The organism is Enterococcus sp. DIV0294 (genome assembly GCF_050558155.1).
GTDB classification, from domain to species: Bacteria; Bacillota; Bacilli; order Lactobacillales; family Enterococcaceae; genus Enterococcus; species Enterococcus faecalis.
This window is the reverse complement of sequence record NZ_CP187889.1, coordinates 2,379,507-2,397,031: the sequence shown is the minus strand read 5'-3', so window position 1 is coordinate 2,397,031 and position 17,525 is coordinate 2,379,507. Positions and strand designations below refer to the sequence as shown.

Here is a 17,525-nt window from a genome sequence, read left to right as displayed (position 1 = left end):
AGGATGACCCCTAAAAACCATGCTATACTAATAAGGAATAGTATAGGAGGTGGGTCTGTATGAAAGACGGACTATATTGGGTACAACAATTAAAAGAACAGAAAGTAAGTCACACAGAACTCTTAAAGGATATTGAGAAAAAAGTCCAAAAGTTAAATCCAAAGATCAATGGCTTTGTAACCTTTGACAGCCAAGAAGCAGAAGCAACTTATCAAAAAAATAAACAGCAGGACACACTATTTGCTGGTTTGTCATTTCCTTTGAAAATGTTAGGCCAAGAAAAAGCGGGGTGGTCGGCAACGGCCGGCTCGCAACTTTTTAAAAATAGTACTGCAACAACGACCTCTAACTTTGTCAAACAAGCAGAAACGATTGGTTTGATGCCCTTAGGACAAACCAACGCCCCAGAGTTTGGCTTTAAAAATATTACGGATCCTGCGCTTTACGGGCCAGCCCGCAATCCTTGGAACCTGGAACATTCGCCAGGCGGTTCCAGTGGCGGCGCTGCCGCAGTTGTCGCTAGCGGGATTGTTCCTATAGCCGGCGCTAGCGATGGCGGTGGCTCCATCCGAATTCCCGCCTCTTTTAGTGGCTTAATTGGCTTAAAACCTAGCCGTGGCTCCATGCCTGTCGGCCCAGAAGGCTGGCGAGGCTGGCAAGGTGCCTCGATTGACTTTGCGTTGACTATTTCTATGAGAGACACCAAAGCGTTATTTTATGGCCTACGTGGTAGCCACAGTGGCGCCCCCTACCAAGCGCCCTTGGCAGAATGGCAAACACACCCTAAAAAACAACGGCTAAAAATTGCTCTGTGTACCGCTTCGCCTATCGGCTCACTGATTTCGCCAGAAGCAACACAAGCGGCGAAACAAGCGGCTGATTTTCTGGCAGCCGCTGGCCATGAAATCATTGAGATTCCTTATCCAGTCGATGGTGCAGCGCTGATTCGCTCCTATTATCAAATGAACGGCGCAGAAACTACAGCGATGATGAACAGCATTCAACAGGGGCTCGGGCGCCCAATTCGTAAAGAAGAAATCGAATCTTTTTCATGGACCATGCATCAATTTGGCCAAAAGATTCCAGCAGCCACCTATGTTCATTCATTACAGTTGTGGGATCAAGCAGCAGTAACGATGGAAGAACTTTTTCAAAAATTTGATCTGTTTTTATCACCAACAACGGCTTTTTCAGCACCAAAAATTAACGAAGATTTGCAAAGTGAGCACATTCGTCAACGAATGGAGCAAGCAGCAGAATTAACAGAAGCAGAGCTAGCTGAATTAATCTATGATTATTTTGATAAAAGTTTACAGCTAACACCGTATACTCAACTAGCTAACTTGACAGGACAACCAGCCATCAGCTTGCCCACACATGTTACGGCAACGGGGTTACCCTTAGGCATTCAATTGCTGGCTGCTCGTGGACGTGAAGATCTCTTATTCCAAGTAGGCGAACAGTTTGAGCAAGAAGGCAAATTTAAATTACCAGAAAGTTACCGCTAAATAGGGTGTTATTGTGACCAAATTTCAGATAAAATAGATACAAGACAAAAAAACTGAGGTGGAAAAATGCTGTACGTAGTGAGACATGGTGAAACAGATTATAATGTGGCCCGTAGAATTTGTGGTCATGCGGAAGCGCAATTGACCGAAAAAGGCTATCAACAAGCGGAATTGGTAGCTGAAAAAATTGCCAAACAAGGAATTCAAATCGACCGTTTACTGGCGTCGCCTTTAAAACGGGCGCAAGAAACAGCCCGTAAAATTGCGGAACGAAATCAATTGACGATTGAAACAGAACCTCGTTTAATTGAGATGAATTTTGGCATTTATGATGGTGAACCGATTGAAACAACGGCTTTCCAAGAAAATCGTTCTGAGATTTCCTTGCCGTTTCCAGAAGGGGAGTCAGTCCTAGATGTCGCGGGTCGAATTTATCCCCTGATTGAGGAAGCCTTGGCTTCAGAGGAAACTTACCTATTTGTTTGCCACAATGCGGTCATGCGAGTCATTGATAACTACTTCAATGGTAAAAAAATCCAAGATTTCTTGGACTTTCATTGTGAAAATACACAACTTGTACAATACGGAGAATAAAAATCAAGTCTTTAATCTTTTGGTTAAAGACTTGATTTTTTTTATGGTAAATAAGAAACCGCTTCCGTTTTAATGTATAATAAATTAACTTTTGGATCAAAAAAGAAATGGGGAAAAGACTATGAGAATTGATAATATTCATCAAGCGTTAAAACAGTTTCACGTACAAAATCCAAGTAGCAAAGCAACCTTGTTGCCCGCAACGGCTTCGCAATTAAGTCAGACCTCTGGCTATACCCGAACCGCTGTTAGTGAAGAGCTTTCAGAATTAGTGAGAAAAGACCAAGTCGTTAAAGTTAAATCTAGACCAGTGTTATTTTTTGATAAAGACTACTTAGAGGAACAGTTTCCTTTTTTTAAAAGTAGCACGTGCTACGATTCCCTCGCTTCGCTGCAAGAGGACATTTATCAACAGACAGAACAGATACATAAGAAAAAGCAGCTACTGAAAATGAATCCATTTGCGAACGTAATTGGTTTTGATGGGAGCTTAGCAGACGCCATCAAGAAGTTGAAAGCCGCTATTTTATATCCGCCTAATGGCTTGAATATTTTACTTACTGGAGAATCTGGGGTGGGGAAAACCTTAATTGCAGAACAATTACACCAATTTTATCAAGTTAAAATGAACCAAGAAGTTCCGTTTATTTATTTTAATTGTGCAGAATATTTCAACAATCCAGAATTATTAACTTCGCATCTGTTTGGCTATAAAAAAGGCAGTTTCACTGGTGCCGTCAATGACCAAAAAGGTTTAGTGGAGTTGGCAGATGGCGGTTTTTTATTTTTAGATGAAGTCCATCGATTAACGAGCGAAGGCCAAGAAAAATTGTTTACAGTTTTGGATAAAGGGTATTTTACACGGATGGGCGAAGCCGAAAAACAAAGAAATGTATCGATAAAATTTATTTTTGCAACAACCGAAGCAGTCAATCAACATTTTTTGAAAACGTTTTTAAGAAGGATCCCTGTGACATTAGCCATTCCAGCTTTAGCCGAGCGCTCTTTGAAAGAAAAAATTCAATTGATTTTGTCCTTTTTCTTAGAAGAAAGTCAACGGATTCAAAAGAATATCCATATTCGTTATGAGGCGTTGAAACAATTAACGTTTACTCATTTTGAAGCCAACGTTGGTGAATTGAAAGCGGCGATTCAATTTATGAGTGCACAAGCCTATTTAGAAGTGTTCGATCAATTAACGGAAACTATTTGCATTGAAGCAAACGAGGGGACAGTCAAAGAGCAACCTGATGTAGAAAGTCTGCTGGCTTTTAATGAGTGGATACCTAACGATGGCCTCACGATTCAATACAACCATTTTTATTTAAGCAGTCAAGAGTTACTTAAATCAGAAAGTCTGAAAAATGATCGTTTTTATAATTTTCTATTGAAAGAATATGCGGATTTGAAAAAATTAACTCTTTCGACAGAGGATGCGCTAGCAATCATGCAAAACAAAGTCGAGCAACTTTATGATATGGATATTTTTGCTCAAGAACCGCTAGCCATAGAGGCCATTGACGAAACATTGCAGCCAAAAATTCAAGAAGCCATTGTCTTTTTTGAACAATTAATCCAAGAAAAATTGACAGAGGATTTCCAGAATATTTTAATTGTCCACCTTTATTCTGCTGTTTTTTATTCTGCACAAATGAATGAAACATTTTATTCAGATACCAAAAATATCTATTCTGGCAAAGTAACCCAGTATCAAGCTGCTAAGACCATGGTGGACTTTCTACAAACATTGTTTGGGATTTCTTTTGCTGATACGGAAATCCTCTTTTTCGATCTATTTATTCGTAAAGTCACAGCTAAAAAAAGAGCGCACTCAGATGAAGAAAACTGTGGCGTTATCGTCGTTGCACATGGTGCCGCGACGGCCAGTAGCATGGTTGAGTACACCAACCTTCTGTTTTCAACAACGGTCATGCGTGCAGTTGATATGCCGATTAATCAATCAGTGGAAGAAACATTAGAAAAAGTCCGTACAATTGTAAAGCAAAATCAGTATAAAAAAATTATTTTAATGGTGGACATCGGTTCCCTGGTTTACTTTGGTAATGCTATCAGTCAAACGTTTCAAATGGAAGTGCTGCTAATTAGCAATATCAATCTATTAACATTGCTAGAAGTGGCCCGAGAAGTCATTTATGAATCGACGGCGTTTGAGTATCTATTACCAGTCTTAAAAGAAAAAAATCATCGTGCCTTGATTTGCAGTAAAGGTCGCTTCAACGAGGCAAAAGTTCTCATTATTTCCTGTCTAACTGGCATGGGGACTGCTATTAAAATTGAACAGTTGTTACTAAAAACTTTTCCCAATGAATTACTAACGAATGTACGCATCATTACTTTAGAGAAAAGAGAAGTGGAAGACATTGATCGCTTGCATTCTTTTGTTCGGAAAGAAGAGAAAATCGTTGGTATCATTGGCACCGTAAAGACAGAAGTGCCAGATATTCCGTTTATTTCTTTACAAGATTTACTATCGAAGCGGGGCATTCAGCTAGTTTTCGAATTATTAGGCCATCATTTAGAAGAAAAACAAAACCAAGAGTTACTAAAAAAAGTTTCAGCTAAATATATTCAAGGATTATCAATCGAAGCTATTACAGACTTACTAACGGTTTTGAATCCTACAACCATTTCAATCGAATTAGCTAAGATTTATTCAGACATTTGCTTGCAAACTAAAATAAAAAGTGACGAAAAGATTTTACTTCGTTTTATCATTCATTGTGCTTGTATGTTAGAACGGCAATTGTTGAATCCAGAATATGACCCGACAGCTTATGAAGTGTCATATCGAGAGTTGCCAGAAGCTGTATCTGTCATAAAAATGGCGTTTCGACCGCTTGAAGTGTCCTATAATCTGTTGATTCCACCTTTGGAAGTGCGCTATATTTATGAATTGCTCTTTGAAAAGGCTTAATTCAAACGGAAATGAAAGTTGGCACACTTATTGCTTTTAATAAAATGATTAATTAGCAAAGGAGTTTGTTTATGGAAAATGAACCAATTTTACTTTTAACACACAATGGTTGGGGCTTGGAATTAGTCAAAAGCGTCCAGATGATTGTTGGAGAAGTCACAAATGTACATGAAGTTGCATTACAAGCAGAGGATTCACTGGGGGATTATTTAGAACGAGTCACAGAAAAAATTGACCAGTTAACGTGGCACAACCAACTGCTAATTTTAACAGATGTTAAAGGTGGCACACCTAGTAACGTTGCATTACGTTTATCAAAAGATTATGACCTCCTGATCGTGTCAGGATTATGCACATCGTTATTATTAGAATCCGTCATGAAACAAAGTGGTCCTGGGTTTCGTTTACAAGATGCAGAGATGATTCAACAAGCAGCAGTAGACAGTTGTCAAATTTTAGAAATTCCAAAATAAGAAAGTACAGGTGAACAGAATGTCAAAAATCGTATTAACAAGAGTCGATAGCCGTTTAATCCATGGACAAGTAGTGACTAAATGGTTACAACAATCAGGTGCAAATGAAATTTTGGTAGTGAGTGATGAACTAGAGCAAGATGAATTTTTACAAAGTATTTATTTAATGGCGGCGCCTCCAGGGGTTTCTGTAGTAATTAAAGGGATTGAAAGTGCCAAAGAATATTGGGAATCGCAAGAAAAGGAAGAGAAAAAGGTGTTATTTTTAGTGCCAGATTTAACGACCTTAAAAGCGATGGTGGACCAAGAAATTATTAAAGAGGAGATTCAAGTTGGTGGCTTAGGTGGCGGACCAAATCGGAAAAATGTTTTAAAAAATATCAATTTATCTGAAGAAGATGTTGCAATTTTGACTGAACTTTTAACGAAGGGCATCCATGTTTTCTTCCAAGCGATTCCCGAAGAAAATCCCCTACCAATTCAAAAATTAATTGAAAAATATCAATCACTATAATCAGAGAAAAAGGAGAGAATCATATGGGCGTTTTAGGTGTTTCAATTATTATGGGACTTTATTATTGGTTTGCACGTTTGCGTTTTGGGTACACATTTTCAGGCATGCTGTCTCAGCCATTAGGCGCAGCGTTGGTGGCTGGTTTAGCAACAGGAAAACTTAGTGAAGCAATGGTTGTGGGGGCGGGGATTCAACTTGTTTATCTCGGAGTCACCTCCACACCGGGTGGCAATGTGCCTAGTGATCCGGCTTTAGCTTCAGCAATCGCGATTCCGATTGCTTTAGGTGTGGGAATGAATGCCGAGGCGGCTGTTGCACTAGCTGTTCCTTTTGGTGTGTTAGGCGTCTTTATGGATCAATTACGGCGCACCATCAATGCGACGTGGGTGCATATGGCTGATAAATATGCGGAAGAGTTAAATTATGGGGGGATTTACCGAGCTGCGTTTGTTTATCCAGCTTTAGCGGGATTTTTAATTCGCTTTCCGTTGGTTTTTGCGGCGAACTTTTTTGGTCAATCCGTGGTGAATAAAGTCTTAGAAGTTATCCCAGCATGGTTGATGCACGGCTTTGAAGTAATGGGTGGTATTTTACCAGCGTTAGGCTTCGCCTTAACAATTATGGTAATTGGCAAGAAAAATTTGATTCCTTATTTTTTAATTGGTTTTGTTGCAGTAGTATATTTTGGCGCAGAAGTTATGGCCGTCGCTATTTTAGGAATCTGTATTGCCTTTTTAGTTAGAAACAAGGCATTGAGTGAGGAGGCAGCATAATGGAACAAATGACACAAGCAAATGAACAACAATTGGAACAGAAAAAAATTACTAAAAAAGAATTATCCAAAGCCTTTTGGATTTATCAACTAGGCTGTGAATTATCAAATTCTTATGAACGTCTTCAAAGTTTAGTTTTTTGTGCATCGATGATTCCTACAATTAAAAAACTTTACGCAGACGATGAAGAACAACAAAAAGAAGCTCTGAAACGTCATTTGAATTTTTTTAATACTGAAGGAACAGTAGGGGCTTCCATTCAAGGGATTGCAATTGCTATGGAGGAAGAAAAATCCAATGGTGCAGCGATCTCTGATACGGCGATCACATCGATTAAAACTGGGCTGATGGGTCCGCTGGCTGGGATTGGCGATTCGATTATTTGGGCAGCATTAATGCCGTTAATCATTTCCATTTTTATTCCAATGGCTAAAGGAGGTAACGTGATTGGAAGTATCGGTCCGTTGGTTCTGTACACAGCCATTACGTTATACATCAGTTGGACGTTAGTGAATAAGTCCTATACATTAGGGCGTAATTCAATCTTAAGTTTGTTAAAAGACGGCAAAATTAAGCAAGTCATTTATTCAGCAAATGTTTTAGGAATGATGATGATGGGCGCTTTAAGTGCGAGTTATGTTAAAATTGCTAGCCCGATGACGTTTAAAGTTACTGGCGGTGCCACGATTGTTTTACAAGATATCCTAGATCAAATTATGAAAGGGTTGCTTCCTTTAGCAGCAGTCATGGCTATTTATTTCTTCATGGTAAAAAAAGGCCCACGTTACGGTATCATTATCGGCACGATTGTCTTAGTTAGTTTGGTCACTTCATTCTTTGGTTTGTTATAAAGGAGAAAATAATGAATAGTTACGAAAAATTCCACTTAAAAGAAGTCATCAATGCTTCTGGCAAAATGACCATTCTAGGTGTCTCCAAAGTTTCGGAGGCAGTCCTCGCGGCTCAACGATTCGGCGGCGAACATTTCTTTGAAATGAGTGAACTTAGTGTGCAAACAGGGGCCTTTTTAGCTAACTTGTTGAAGGTAGAAGATGCCCAAATCGTTTCCTCGGCTTCGGCGGGGATTGCCCAATCGGTGGCTGCCCTGATTGGAAAAGGCAGCTTGTACCACGCGTATCATCCCTATTCAGAAAAAATCGAACAGCGGGAGATTGTTTTACCTAAAGGGCACAACGTGGACTACGGCACGCCTGTAGAAGTCATGGTAGCGCAAGGCGGCGGCCAAGTGGTGGAAGCTGGCTACGCCAACATGTGCAGTCCAGAACACGTGGAAATGATGATTTCCGAAAAAACAGCGGCCATTCTATACATCAAAAGCCATCATACCGTGCAAAAAAGTATGCTAACGGTGGCCGAAGCGGCCAAAGTGGCGCAACGCCACAAGGTGCCGCTAATTGTTGACGCGGCAGCAGAAAAAGATCTTTTCAAATACACCGAAGCAGGTGCTGATTTGGTGATTTACAGCGGCGCCAAAGCCATTGAAGGGCCAAGTGCTGGTTTAGTGGTCGGGAAAAAAGAATACATTGACTGGGTGCGCCTACAAGGCAAAGGCATTGGTCGAGCAATGAAAATTGGCAAAGACAATATCTTGGGCTTTACGCAAGCAGTGGAAGAATACTTGGCACATGGCAGTGAATCAGGGGCTTCGATGCAAGAGCGCTTAAAACCGTTTGTTGAAGCCATCAACAAACGGTCAGATTTAACCGCTAAAATCGTCCAGGATGGCGCCGGACGAGACATTTATCGCGCCAGTGTCAAAGTGGACGGCAGAAAAACCGCTAAGGAAGTCAGCCAAGCATTAAAAGCAGAAAGTCCAGCCATTTATACGCGAGAATATCAAGCAAACAATGGCATCATTGAATTTGACATTCGTTCTGTCAATCAAGAAGAAATGAACAAAATCGTGCAACGATTACAAGAAATTATGGACACAAAGGAGAAATAAGCCATGTCATTAAAACCTAATTATTTAGAAGAACGCATTTGTTTAAACGTCTTAGCCAATTCAGTAGAAAATGCCCAAGCCTGTTATGAAGCAGCAGAAGGGCATGTTGTGTTAGGCGTCCTTTCAAAAAACTATGAAACCGATGAAGCAGCCATTGACGATATGAAAAAATACCAAGCAGCAACCAACAACGCTTTATCTGTCGGCTTAGGGGCTGGCGATCCTAATCAAAGTCAAATGGTGGCTCGCTTATCAGAAGTTCTACAACCGCAACACGTGAACCAAGTCTTCACAGGTGTCGGCGCTTCGCGGGCCTTACTTCGTCAAGACGAAACAGTGATTAATGGCTTGGTTTCACCCACAGGCAAAGTTGGCTATGTCAACATTGCGACAGGTCCGTTAAGCTCTGGTGCGCCAGCGGCGGAAGTACCTATCGAAACCGCCATCAAATTGTTGAAAGACATGGGGGGCAGTTCCATTAAATATTTCCCGATGAAAGGCTTGGCTCACAAAGAAGAATATCAAGCAGTAGCAGCAGCTTGTGCCAAGTATGACTTTTACTTAGAGCCAACAGGGGGCATTGATTTAGAAAACTTTGAAGAAATTGTTCAAATTGCGGTGGATGCCGGCGTTAAAAAAATCATTCCTCATGTCTACAGCTCAATTATCGATCAAGAAACAGGGGACACTAGAACAGAAGACGTGAAAACGTTACTAACCATGATGAAAAACACATTGAATAAGTAAAGGGCCAATCTTTATTTGACTTTCTTCGCCAGATTTGCTACTCTCAAGTGGAGAATAAATAAAAACCAACAAATGAATGTGGGGTATTTTGGTGAGTGTCGTAGGTATCTAATTGATAAGTTGAATAACCAGTGAACCAAGCAAGGTTTATTTGGTGTGCTTAGAAAGTGATACCTGTCAGTCATCTCAATTACTAAATACCTCCTTTAAAAGAGGTTTCTTTAGTAACCTTTATCCAATGATAAAGAGGACAGCGGTAGAACGCTGTCCTCTTTTTTCTATAGAAACTGGTTTTTATTTAAAGGCGCCAGGTATTCTTTTCATGATAGAAAGGAAGAAAAAACAAATGAATCATGAAACCATTCAAAAATTACAATTTACAACAATTCTTAAAGAAGTTCAAACACGTGCGATTGGCGAGTATAGTAAAGAACGGTTGGCGAAAATGGTCCCTGCAACACGTTTAGAAACAGTGCAGTCCCGCTTAACGGAAACAACCGAGGCCCGCTTAATTATTGATAGCGGACAACACGTCCCTTTCATGGGCTTGAGCCAAATTACCCGCTTGCTTCAACAAGTGAAAAAAGGCTTAATCCTTACACCAAACGAATTGATTGAGGTGGCTGACTTTTTAAGAAGTAGTCAGCGAATCCAGAAGTTTTTTGAAAAAAATCAATACCAAACACCACGCCTATTTAGTTACAGTCAGCACTTAGCTGATTTCAGAGCAATCGAAGAACAAATTTATACGAAAATCCATAACCAAAAAGTTGCCACCGATGCTTCTCGACAACTTCGGAAAATCCGGCGTCAAATCAATGAATGCCAACAAGAAATTGAAACAAAAGTCACCAAATTTTTACGCAATAAAAATAATCAACTGTATATTCAAGAAAATATGATGGTGAAAAAAGGGGAACATTACACGGTACCAATCAAAGCTAGCTATAAAAATAAGGTTTCAGGCACAATCATTGAGCAATCCAATAAAGGACAAACGGTCTTTATTGAACCTGTAGCAATTAGTAAATTAAATGAACAATTGACACTCTTAAAAGCGGAAGAAACAGCGGAAGAATATCAAATTTTGGCAGAACTAACAGGGTTAATCAATGAGCAAGAACGACTAGTCGATCAAGCCGTCGATACAATGACCACCTTAGATATTATTTTTGCACGAGGAAAGTATAGTCGCGAAATTGGTGGGATTACGCCAAAAGTAAACAAAGAAGAACGCTTGCGCATTGTTCAAGGAAAACACCCTCTTTTATTAGAACACGCAGTACCATTGACGTTTTCTTTAGGAGCAGAGTATCGAGGACTTGTCATTACAGGTGCCAATGCTGGTGGTAAAACGGTTGTCTTGAAAACAGTTGGCTTATTGACTGTCATGACACAATTTGGGTTGCAAATTCCAGCACAAGCGGGCACAGAGATTCCAGTATTAGATGAAATTTTTGTCGATATTGGTGATCAGCAAAATCTAGAAAATGCGTTAAGCACTTTTTCTGGGCACATGAAAAATATTGCGGAAATGTTGCGTAATGTTAAGCGACACACGCTTGTTTTATTAGATGAAATTGGCAGTGGTACCGAGCCGAACGAAGGAGCTGGCTTAGCGATTGCTATCATGGAAACGATGTATCAAAAGGGGGCCTTGGTAGTTGCAACGACCCATTATGGTGAAATTAAACGTTTTGCCCAAGAGCATGACGATTTTGTGCCCGCCGCAATGGCCTTCGATCGTGAAACATTAACGCCCAAATATCAATTGAAAATTGGTGAAGTTGGCGATAGTCAGGCGCTTTGGATTGCACGTAAAATGAAGATGGAGCCACAGCTCATTGAAAAGGCGGCTCATTATATTCAGCGGAAAGAATACCCTACTAATCGAAGTCTATTTAAACCCCTGAAAGCAAAAGAAACGACCTTTGCCACGTTTGTAGAAGAAACAGACCGTTATCAAAAAGGTGATCGTGTCCTATTGACAGAAACACAACAAATTGGGTTGGTTTTTACAGATGAGGGTGAACAAGAAATCCAAGTATTTGTGAATGATAAAATTGAAAATGTACCACGAAGACGGTTGAAATTACAAGCGAAAGCACAAGATCTATATCCGCAAGACTATGATTTAGAAAGTTTATTTACAGATTTCCATGAACGAAAGAAACTCAAAGATATTGAACGCGGCTCAAAAAAAGCGCAGAAACAATTACGCAAAGAGGCCGAAAAAAGAGCAGCAAGACGCGACAAATAAGGTACTTAACAGAAGCAACACAACAACTTAACACTTTGTTTACTTGTTATTTATCAGAAATCAACTAAGACTTGTTATAGTCAATGTATGGGTAGATATGAAGGAGGAAACAAGGAAATGAAGAAAAGAGCTTTGCTAGGGGTTACCTTATTAACATTCACAACATTAGCGGGTTGTACAAATTTATCTGAACAAAAAAGCGGCGAAAAACAAACAGAGGTTGCTGAAGCGAAGGCAACTGAATCTGAAAAAGCACCAGTAAAAAATGTTATTTTTATGATTGGAGATGGCATGGGGAATCCGTATACAACGGGCTATCGCTATTTCAAAGCCAATCACTCAGACAAGCGTGTTCCCCAAACAGCTTTTGATACCTATTTGGTCGGACAGCAAGCCACTTATCCAGAAGATGAAGAAGAGAATGTCACCGATTCAGCTTCCGCAGCGACAGCGATGGCTGCCGGAGTAAAAACCTATAATAATGCTATTGCACTCGATAATGACAAGTCCAAAACAGAAACAGTGCTGGAACGTGCGAAAAAAGTGGGGAAATCAACGGGGCTTGTAGCAACATCTGAAATAACACATGCAACCCCTGCTGCATATGGCGCACATAATGTTTCACGCAAAAATATGGCAGAAATCGCCGATGACTATTTTGATGATCAAATCGACGGACAACACAAAGTCGATGTGTTACTTGGCGGCGGCTCCGAATTATTTGCCCGGAAAGATCGTGATTTAGTCAAAGAATTTTCCCAAGCGGGTTATGGTCATGTCACAGACAAAAAGTCGTTAAATGAGAACCAAGACGACAAAATTTTAGGCTTGTTTGCACCAGGCGGGCTACCTAAAATGATTGACCGAACGGAAGAAGTCCCTTCATTAGCTGATATGACAGAAGCGGCTCTTCAACGGTTAGATAAAAATGAAAAAGGTTTCTTTTTAATGGTTGAAGGTAGTCAAATTGATTGGGCCGGGCATAGCAATGATATTGTTGGCGCGATGAGCGAAATGCAAGACTTCGAAGCGGCGTTTGAAAAGGCCATCGATTTTGCCAAAAAAGATGGTGAAACATTGGTGGTTACAACTGCAGATCATTCAACAGGTGGCTTGTCTTTAGGCAAAGGAGATCAATACAACTGGTTGACGGAGCCTTTACATGCGGCAAAACGCACGCCTGATTTCATGGCAGAAGAAATTATTAAAAATGGTAATGTGGAAAAAACAGTGACTGAGTATATTGATTTTCAATTAAGTGAGGCTGAATTGAAAGCAGTGAAAACAGCGGCGGAGTCAAAAGATGTTGAAAAAATCGCTCAGGCATTAAGAAAGATTTTTGATGAACGCTCGAATACTGGTTGGACTACTGGCGGACACACAGGAGAAGATGTAAATGTCTATGCTTATGGCCCACAAGCAGAAGCTTTTTCAGGACAAATTGATAATACAGACCAAGCGAAGATTATTTTTGGCTTAGTAGATGGCACCGGGCAAAAAGCTGAGATTAAAGATAAAGGTATTGGTAAATAACAAAATGAAGAAAAAGCAGAACGTATAGAAGTTCTGCTTTTTCTTCATTGAAGGCATAAAAATTTTATCTCTGTTATAATGAAGGTAACCAGATAAAAGTGAGGTCAAATAATGAAAAAAATGCATGTTGAAAGTGAATTTGCACCGTTGCGTTCAGTTGTTTTAGCACAATCGCAATTTTGTTTACCAGATAAATTTGATGAAGCGGATACGACTTTTTTAACAGAGGAAAATGCCCGTTTAACACAGAATAATGAAGGGCGTGATTTAGCAGACTTTGCACCAGAACAACAAGTGCGTTGGGAAAAAGAAAAAGAAGTCATGCAAGGAGTATTAGAATCTTATGGCGTAGAAGTATTTCGTCCACGTTTATTGACAACCTATGAAAAAGAACATGGCAAGGAATTGGGCGTAGGATATAGTAACTTCTTTTCACGAGACCCTTTTTTTACAATTGGCAATCTCTTAATAGAAGGAAACTTAAGATTTCAACACCGTCGACAAGAAATTTTACCAATTCGTCCGATTATTCAGCAGTGGACACAAGAAGCAGAAGGCTATTATTTTGCTGCGCCACAACCTGACATTTCTGAAGGGGCTTTAAGTGAAGCAGGTCCCTTTATTGAAGGCGGCGATGTTTTAGTTCTAGGAACAACAATTTTTGTGGGCTACTCTGGCTTGGCAAGTAACCTAGCAGGAATTCAGTGGTTAGCCAATATGATTGGTCATTTTGGTTATGAAGTGGTGCCGGTTCGGTTACATCTGCATATTCTCCACTTAGATTGTGCGTTGAGCTTGTTGAGAGAAGGCTTGATGATTGTTTGTGAAGAGGCCTTTTTGGATGGACTTCCTGCGCAATTAGCAAACTGGGAAAAAATTCACGTTACTTTGCAAGAAGCAGCGTATTTAGTGACAAATGGTCTACCGCTTAACGAAGAAACGTATATAACGGACCAATCGTTTACAACTTTAATTCCTCAAATAGAAGCAAAAGGTATCAAAGTTGAGGCAATTGATTACCATGTTTCTAGAATGTTAGGTGGTTCCTTCCGCTGTACAACGCAAGCTTTGATTAGAGAATAGTCAGCGAGTGATTATCAATTTTCGTAAGAAAAAATGTACGTTTTGTCTATGAAAACGATATAATTTTAGTTTTCACTATTTTTTTTAAAAATATTGAGGAAATTTCGATTTAATAAATGCGAGAAAACGTCAAAATGTTAGTGTTTGTTACTAATGTTTTGACGTTTTCTCGCTGTTTTTTTATAAAATTACTACTTTATATGTGAAAAAAAACAATATATTTTTTGAAAATTACGTTTTCAAAGACACAAAAAGTCGTTGGAACCTTGCTGTTATAGTAAATTCATTTTTTTTGCATGAGGTGTTTAAAATTTGAAATCACAAGCAGTCTTTTTTTCGCTATACTTAGTTTACGTTCTACTGAGATAGAAAAGTTTTTCACTTTTTTATTCATTAATTAACCAAGATATAAAGGAGAGAGTAAAATGAAGAAAAAAACATTGGTAACTTTATTTGCAGGAACGGCAATTTTAGGGGCAAGCATCGCTCCTGCAGCAGCACATGCAACAACGACTGGTACAACACCAGCAAACGTAGAGATGACAAGTGGTTCATTACCAGGCGGTACGGGTGATGGAGATGACGGAAGCACACAAGAACCAGAACCAGGCTCGAATACAAATTTTGATTTGTTATATGTTCCAACAGAATTCAAATTTGCTTCGACAGAAGTTAGTTCTGATTTATCAGCGATTTCGTTAGATGCGACAGGTACCCAAACAAAACGTTATGCCGTTGGGGATGTTCGTGGAACACAAGCGGGTTGGTCAGTTACTGCCGGCGTTGCTGAAATGAAAAATGGCACTGCTACTTTAGAAGGCTCAATTACCTTTGCACAAACAGGAGCAGTAGCGAAATACGATGAAACAGCAAAAACATACTCACGTGATGTAGCTGCCTTTGCAGCAGATCCAGGAAGTCCTGAATTTGCTGGAACAACTATTCCAGTAGGTGGAGCAGCTGTATCAATTGCTACAGCAGCAGTTGGTAAAGGTCAAGGTACATGGGATTCTGAATTATCAAATGTAAAATTAAACATTACAACACCTAGTTCACAAATTACAAATGGTGCGTATACAGGTAACGTAACTTGGACATTAGTGGCTGCGCCATAAAAAGTTACTAACGAGAATACTGCATTACTAGAAAAGGAGCTGCGCAGTGGTGCACGGCTCCTTTTCGATACATAGGAGGAACAAATAATGAAGACAATGCGCTGGCTAATCGTCACAGTTTTTATTTGTGTGATGGCATTAAGCATCCCTTCTGCTGTACAAGCAGAAGAAGCGGATGACAACATGAATACAAAATTTACAGTTAAACCCAATATTCCTGAGAATCAAGCGAAAAATACGCAATCCTACTACGATCTCATTGTAAAACCAGGACAGAAACAAGAATTCGAATTATCATTAATTAATAAAACAGATGAAGAATTGACGATTGATTTAAATTTGGCGAATGCTGTGACGAATGACAATGGTTTAATTGTGTACAATGATTTCGAGAAAAAACCAGATTCAAGTTTAAAAGTACCCTTGACAACATTAATTAAATTACCTGAGGAACATGTAAAAGTTCCCGCTAAGAAAACCGTAACAGCCAAAATGACTGTCGAAATTCCAGCGAATGGTTTCCAAGGATTAGTTTTGGGTGGTGTTTATGCTTCGCTTGCAGAAGATGAAAAGGAAGAAAAAGGAAAATCAACGGGTTTAACCAGTCGATATGGATTTAATGTAGCAATTGCTTTACGAATGTCAGAAGATACACCGATGTATCTAGCAGAGACTCTTCAATTAGTTAAATTAGTTCCGACCATTGCTTTAGGAAATAAATCGGTCCAAGCGGTTATTCAGAATCCGACATCCGCTATTTTTCCTGAAGTACGTTTAGAAGGAAAAGTAACGAAAAAAGGCGAAACGAAAGAATATGCCAAACGGATTTTACCAAGTGTTCGTTTTGCGCCAAATTCGACGATGAACTTCCATTTAGATTTCGGGAAAGAAGATGTTCGTCCAGGAACCTATATTTTTGAAGGAAAAGCGATCTTGAAAGAAGATGAACAACAAGTGTGGCCGTTTAAGCAAGAATTTACCATCAGTAGTCAAGAAGCCAAAAAATTAAATAAAGAAGCAGTAGTGAAATTGGTCCTACCGACTTGGTGGAATCAAGCTTTTTATGGTTTGTTAGCTGCAACAATTGTGAGTCTAATTCTAGCTATTTGGCGTTTTACGCAACAGAAAGCAACACTGAAACAACAAGCCTATTTACAACAAGAAAAACAGGCAGCCTTGAAAAATAGACAAGGAGCACGCTATGATGACAATGAAAAGTAAAGGGTCACTTCTGGTGACGTTGGGAATACTTTTAACCGTTGGCATTGCGAGTCTAATTGTTTCTTCTGAGAGTTTTGCAGAAGAAGTAGGGCAAACGAATATCGGTGTAACGTTCTATGGAGGGAAAGAGCCACTAAAAACGGAAGGTGTCATTAAGCCAATAGAGCAACCAGTCACTGATAAAGATAAAAAAACGTCACAACAACAAGACAAAGTGAGCAGAAAAACCACTGCTAAAACGAATCCGACTAATGCACAGACGTCATTACCAAGGACAGGTGAACGAAATAGCACGTGGCTTTACAGCCTTGGTATTGCATGTTTACTCGTAGTACTAACAAGTTTCTATTATTTGAATAAAAAAAGGAAAAAGGAAAAATAATGTGCTGTTTTTATAAATAGAGTTAATGTAGAAGGAGGAATATAGATGGAGATTACGATGTGGATTTGGATTTGTGCTGGCTTGGCCGTCCTTTGTTTTGCTTTATTTTTACTGTTCTTAGTAAATAGCATGAATTTTGTACATCTGGCAAATCCTAAGCAGTCTTTAGTAAAACAATCAATGTTTAGTTGGCTGCTTCTGGTGATGTGTGGCGGCTGGGTAGCGGTGGCTATTTTGCTGAATATCGCATTACAAACACAATTAACATAAAGAAAACCCGTTGTAAGTTTTTAAGAAACTTGCAACGGGTTTTTGTTAACTTTAAAATAAAGAACGGTACAATTTATCAAAAAAGTACAGTAGACATTTGTACCCAACTTAGATAGAAAATAAAGCGCTATCATTATATGATGATTACAGG

Annotated in this window: 16 protein-coding genes; all 16 read left to right on the top strand. The window is 39.5% G+C overall.

Annotated features, from left to right (window positions below; genetic code table 11):
- Positions 1–59: 59 nt before the first annotated feature.
- Positions 60–1,508, top strand: coding sequence for an amidase (locus tag IGJ20_RS11665; protein ID WP_126254789.1), 1,449 nt, complete (start codon positions 60–62; stop codon positions 1,506–1,508).
- 66 nt (positions 1,509–1,574) lie between these two features.
- Complete coding sequence (locus IGJ20_RS11660) at positions 1,575–2,102, top strand: histidine phosphatase family protein (RefSeq protein WP_002359138.1); 528 nt, start codon at positions 1,575–1,577, stop codon at positions 2,100–2,102.
- Between the two features lie 121 nt (positions 2,103–2,223).
- The gene (locus IGJ20_RS11655) at positions 2,224–5,037 is read left to right on the top strand and encodes a sigma 54-interacting transcriptional regulator (RefSeq protein ID WP_126254790.1); all 2,814 of its coding nucleotides are present in this window, start codon (positions 2,224–2,226) and stop codon (positions 5,035–5,037) included.
- 71 nt (positions 5,038–5,108) lie between these two features.
- Complete coding sequence (locus tag IGJ20_RS11650; RefSeq protein WP_002365282.1) at positions 5,109–5,510, top strand: PTS sugar transporter subunit IIA; 402 nt, start codon at positions 5,109–5,111, stop codon at positions 5,508–5,510.
- Between the two features lie 19 nt (positions 5,511–5,529).
- Complete coding sequence (locus tag IGJ20_RS11645) at positions 5,530–6,024, top strand: PTS system mannose/fructose/N-acetylgalactosamine-transporter subunit IIB (protein WP_002355078.1); 495 nt, start codon at positions 5,530–5,532, stop codon at positions 6,022–6,024.
- A gap of 23 nt (positions 6,025–6,047) precedes the next feature.
- Entirely contained in the window at positions 6,048–6,797 is a 750-nt protein-coding gene (locus IGJ20_RS11640; protein ID WP_002355079.1) for a PTS mannose/fructose/sorbose/N-acetylgalactosamine transporter subunit IIC, read from the top strand.
- Positions 6,797–7,648, top strand: coding sequence for a PTS system mannose/fructose/sorbose family transporter subunit IID (locus IGJ20_RS11635; RefSeq protein WP_161970862.1), 852 nt, complete (start codon positions 6,797–6,799; stop codon positions 7,646–7,648). Before IGJ20_RS11640 ends, IGJ20_RS11635 begins: the two co-directional genes overlap by 1 nt.
- Positions 7,649–7,659: 11 nt before the next feature.
- On the top strand, positions 7,660–8,763 hold the full coding sequence (locus IGJ20_RS11630; RefSeq protein ID WP_126254791.1) for a DgaE family pyridoxal phosphate-dependent ammonia lyase: 1,104 nt from the start codon (positions 7,660–7,662) through the stop codon (positions 8,761–8,763).
- 3 nt (positions 8,764–8,766) lie between these two features.
- Positions 8,767–9,510: a 2-dehydro-3-deoxy-phosphogluconate aldolase gene (gene dagF, locus IGJ20_RS11625; protein WP_002361094.1), complete on the top strand. Its 744-nt coding sequence runs from the start codon at positions 8,767–8,769 to the stop codon at positions 9,508–9,510.
- A gap of 346 nt (positions 9,511–9,856) precedes the next feature.
- Complete coding sequence (locus IGJ20_RS11620) at positions 9,857–11,770, top strand: endonuclease MutS2 (protein WP_002361095.1); 1,914 nt, start codon at positions 9,857–9,859, stop codon at positions 11,768–11,770.
- 87 nt (positions 11,771–11,857) lie between these two features.
- Positions 11,858–13,303 carry an alkaline phosphatase gene (locus IGJ20_RS11615; protein ID WP_002381148.1) on the top strand — a complete coding sequence of 482 codons (1,446 nt, stop codon included), beginning with the start codon at positions 11,858–11,860 and terminating at the stop codon, positions 13,301–13,303.
- A gap of 111 nt (positions 13,304–13,414) precedes the next feature.
- Positions 13,415–14,386, top strand: a complete 972-nt coding sequence (locus IGJ20_RS11610) for a dimethylarginine dimethylaminohydrolase family protein (RefSeq protein WP_126254850.1) — start codon at positions 13,415–13,417, stop codon at positions 14,384–14,386.
- 425 nt (positions 14,387–14,811) lie between these two features.
- Positions 14,812–15,501, top strand: a complete 690-nt coding sequence (locus IGJ20_RS11605; RefSeq protein ID WP_002365278.1) for a WxL domain-containing protein — start codon at positions 14,812–14,814, stop codon at positions 15,499–15,501.
- Positions 15,502–15,588: 87 nt separating this feature from the next.
- On the top strand, positions 15,589–16,722 hold the full coding sequence (locus IGJ20_RS11600) for a DUF916 and DUF3324 domain-containing protein (protein ID WP_126254851.1): 1,134 nt from the start codon (positions 15,589–15,591) through the stop codon (positions 16,720–16,722).
- On the top strand, positions 16,703–17,104 hold the full coding sequence (locus tag IGJ20_RS11595; RefSeq protein WP_002355092.1) for an LPXTG cell wall anchor domain-containing protein: 402 nt from the start codon (positions 16,703–16,705) through the stop codon (positions 17,102–17,104). The genes IGJ20_RS11600 and IGJ20_RS11595 overlap by 20 nt, the downstream gene beginning before the upstream one ends.
- 45 nt (positions 17,105–17,149) lie before the next feature.
- Positions 17,150–17,374 carry a hypothetical protein gene (locus IGJ20_RS11590; RefSeq protein WP_126254852.1) on the top strand — a complete coding sequence of 75 codons (225 nt, stop codon included), beginning with the start codon at positions 17,150–17,152 and terminating at the stop codon, positions 17,372–17,374.
- Positions 17,375–17,525 lie beyond the last annotated feature (151 nt).

Excerpts from the sequence above, each read along its gene's own strand:
- IGJ20_RS11665 (WP_126254789.1), top strand. The coding sequence starts at position 60 with ATGAAAGACGGACTATATTGGGTACAACAATTAAAAGAACAGAAAGTA.
- IGJ20_RS11660 (WP_002359138.1), top strand. The coding sequence starts at position 1,575 with ATGCTGTACGTAGTGAGACATGGTGAAACAGATTATAATGTGGCCCGT.
- IGJ20_RS11655 (WP_126254790.1), top strand. The coding sequence starts at position 2,224 with ATGAGAATTGATAATATTCATCAAGCGTTAAAACAGTTTCACGTACAA.
- IGJ20_RS11650 (WP_002365282.1), top strand. The coding sequence starts at position 5,109 with ATGGAAAATGAACCAATTTTACTTTTAACACACAATGGTTGGGGCTTG.
- IGJ20_RS11645 (WP_002355078.1), top strand. The coding sequence starts at position 5,530 with ATGTCAAAAATCGTATTAACAAGAGTCGATAGCCGTTTAATCCATGGA.
- IGJ20_RS11640 (WP_002355079.1), top strand. The coding sequence starts at position 6,048 with ATGGGCGTTTTAGGTGTTTCAATTATTATGGGACTTTATTATTGGTTT.
- IGJ20_RS11635 (WP_161970862.1), top strand. The coding sequence starts at position 6,797 with ATGGAACAAATGACACAAGCAAATGAACAACAATTGGAACAGAAAAAA.
- IGJ20_RS11630 (WP_126254791.1), top strand. The coding sequence starts at position 7,660 with ATGAATAGTTACGAAAAATTCCACTTAAAAGAAGTCATCAATGCTTCT.
- dagF (WP_002361094.1), top strand. The coding sequence starts at position 8,767 with ATGTCATTAAAACCTAATTATTTAGAAGAACGCATTTGTTTAAACGTC.
- IGJ20_RS11620 (WP_002361095.1), top strand. The coding sequence starts at position 9,857 with ATGAATCATGAAACCATTCAAAAATTACAATTTACAACAATTCTTAAA.
- IGJ20_RS11615 (WP_002381148.1), top strand. The coding sequence starts at position 11,858 with ATGGGTAGATATGAAGGAGGAAACAAGGAAATGAAGAAAAGAGCTTTG.
- IGJ20_RS11610 (WP_126254850.1), top strand. The coding sequence starts at position 13,415 with ATGAAAAAAATGCATGTTGAAAGTGAATTTGCACCGTTGCGTTCAGTT.
- IGJ20_RS11605 (WP_002365278.1), top strand. The coding sequence starts at position 14,812 with ATGAAGAAAAAAACATTGGTAACTTTATTTGCAGGAACGGCAATTTTA.
- IGJ20_RS11600 (WP_126254851.1), top strand. The coding sequence starts at position 15,589 with ATGAAGACAATGCGCTGGCTAATCGTCACAGTTTTTATTTGTGTGATG.
- IGJ20_RS11595 (WP_002355092.1), top strand. The coding sequence starts at position 16,703 with ATGATGACAATGAAAAGTAAAGGGTCACTTCTGGTGACGTTGGGAATA.
- IGJ20_RS11590 (WP_126254852.1), top strand. The coding sequence starts at position 17,150 with ATGGAGATTACGATGTGGATTTGGATTTGTGCTGGCTTGGCCGTCCTT.